This is a genomic window from Candidatus Accumulibacter vicinus (assembly GCF_000584955.1).
GTDB classification, from domain to species: Bacteria; Pseudomonadota; Gammaproteobacteria; order Burkholderiales; family Rhodocyclaceae; genus Accumulibacter; species Accumulibacter vicinus.
Genome location: NZ_JDSS02000038.1, coordinates 19,201 through 20,404, shown reverse-complemented (window position 1 = coordinate 20,404; position 1,204 = coordinate 19,201). Strand labels below are relative to the sequence as shown.

At 43.1% G+C, this 1,204-nt stretch carries 3 protein-coding genes and 1 pseudogene; all 4 read right to left on the bottom strand.

Features of this window, described 5'->3' with window-relative positions; all coding sequences use genetic code 11:
* Nucleotides 1-369 (bottom strand): annotated as a pseudogene (locus tag CAPSK01_RS17260) (hypothetical protein); the annotation flags it as partial.
* The gene (locus CAPSK01_RS23670) at nt 369-551 is read right to left on the bottom strand and encodes a hypothetical protein (protein ID WP_273703946.1); all 183 of its coding nucleotides are present in this window, start codon (nt 549-551) and stop codon (nt 369-371) included. The pseudogene CAPSK01_RS17260 and the gene CAPSK01_RS23670, both read right to left, overlap by 1 nt.
* A 98-nt stretch (nt 552-649) precedes the next feature.
* On the bottom strand, nt 650-904 hold the full coding sequence (locus tag CAPSK01_RS17255; RefSeq protein WP_273703945.1) for a hypothetical protein: 255 nt from the start codon (nt 902-904) through the stop codon (nt 650-652).
* Between the two features lie 41 nt (nt 905-945).
* Nucleotides 946-1,204: hypothetical protein (locus CAPSK01_RS23665; protein ID WP_273703944.1), on the bottom strand; the 259-nt coding region annotated here is incomplete at its 5' end.

Sequence of the window (1,204 nt, the reverse complement as noted above, 5' to 3'; positions counted from 1 at the left end):
ACCTTTGAATCCATACTGAGCAGGGGTAGAAAGGTCGCCTCGAATATTGACTCCTGATCCGGCTGCAAATGTAACCGCACCTGCCCCATCCCGGTACGCCACAATTGACACTGCCCCGCTCCACCCTACTGTAGCATCAGAGTTGATGGTAATTACAATGGCACTAGACGAGTTACATACTAGGAGATCACCCACATCATCCAGCGTGGCTGACCTAGAAGCTTCCACTGAGGAGCTTAGCTCAGCTTGAATAGCTCCAATAGTGTCCACACTGGCAATTGCTACCCGTCTACTGCCAGCCTCATAGCCGATACTTCTCTTATCATTTGTCTCAATATTGAATTGAGGTTGTCCACGTACAAGTGCCATTATGATTTCCTAGTGTTTGGGTCCTTACCTTGGCCCATATAGTTTACACCCCAACCAGCATACTGATTATCCTTTGCAGATTTTCCATGTATTGCTGACTCACCAAATCTTACCACAGACCCTAACAAACCTTTAAAATAAGCGGTTACATCAAAACTACTTTGCTTATTGTCTATATACATGGATTACTCCAGATAATAAGATTTTTTAATACGATCTGCTTTACTATCTGCTTTACTATCCAGCTTTGACAGGGCTTACTAACTGCTATATAACTTAATTAAAGCCTGTCTGCTTTCTTGTCTAGCTTGTCCTCGATTTTATCAAGCTTTGCAAACAACGCCTTCACGCTTGATTCAAGGTCTTCTCTTTTAACATAGTTTCCTGCTACCAGCAATTGCACTTCACTTAACTTAGAGGCAAGTTCCACATCTGCCTTCTGCAATTCCCTCAAACCCTCCCATACTACTTTAAGGATAAAGGCTAGGGCTGCTCCAAATCCACCAATTACTGCGTTTATGATTGTTTGATCCATTATAGCTTCTAATATTCTTATTGAGTTAACATTCGCAATTACTACGTTTCTACGTTATGGTTGGATTCTGCTTTTCTATTTTGACCGCGACCAGTAGTAGGTGTGGTCGGTGCTAAGTTTTGATTCAGCGTGCTCCCACTATTCGTCGGATTGTTGGTTGAAACTTGGGCATTAGGCTGTTTAAACATTGTGCCTGATAGCGGTTTCATACCAGGAGGGGCCAAGGAACCTGTCAGTTGCAGGCACGCTTCATCATCTGAGATCAACCCTAAGCTTAGTTGTTCTAAGACAATCATCTGC

Bases quoted from the DNA above. Each gene is read 5' to 3' on its own strand.
- CAPSK01_RS23670 (WP_273703946.1), bottom strand. From the start codon at position 551: ATGTATATAGACAATAAGCAAAGTAGTTTTGATGTAACCGCTTATTTT.
- CAPSK01_RS17255 (WP_273703945.1), bottom strand. From the start codon at position 904: ATGGATCAAACAATCATAAACGCAGTAATTGGTGGATTTGGAGCAGCC.